Annotated in this window: 1 protein-coding gene; it reads right to left on the bottom strand. The window is 34.5% G+C overall.

Annotation, left to right across the window (positions count from 1 at the left end):
* Positions 1–166: 166 nt before the first annotated feature.
* Positions 167–537, bottom strand: a 371-nt coding sequence (locus tag DCH402_RS00005) for an SMI1/KNR4 family protein (protein WP_200864835.1), incomplete at its 5' end; no start/stop codon positions are given.

Below are 537 nucleotides of genomic sequence, written 5' to 3'. Positions count from 1 at the left end.
GTTGTGCTTCCGGACTTAAATTTCCTAATTCATTAATATCTTGTAAAGTTTGCTGCGCAGAGATGTAGGTCGGATATTTGTATCCGACAAAAATATTTGACGCGTCTATCGTTTCCGAAATGCCGCTGTTGGAAAATGTCGGATTCGAGAATCCGACCTACGGCTGCTACCAACCATCATTTTCAGCTTCTTTTAGCCAAGTATCAAAATTTTCAAAAGTCTCGTAGTATTTTGTATTATCTAAATTAACTACTATAATTTTAGGATTACCTGATTTATCTGAAATATCAAAACAGGCAGCCCACTCTTGGTTTCTAGCAAAAGGTAATAGGTTTGGAATGCCAGTTATTTCAAAATAAATGTCAATTACTTCTGATATATTGCTTTCTGCATTTTCAAACCACCAAGGAAAAGAATATTGTTCATCGTAGTTAATGGCATGAGTGGATTGAGCTAATTTTAAATAACTTTGCGGATATTTAAATCCTTTAGGAAGCATTGCTTCAGGATACGGAACAAAACTATTTTGTTTTATCA

It is taken from the genome of Dickeya chrysanthemi NCPPB 402 (genome assembly GCF_000406105.1).
In the GTDB taxonomy this organism is placed as follows: Bacteria; Pseudomonadota; Gammaproteobacteria; order Enterobacterales; family Enterobacteriaceae; genus Dickeya; species Dickeya chrysanthemi.
This window is presented reverse-complemented; position numbering and strand designations above follow the sequence as displayed.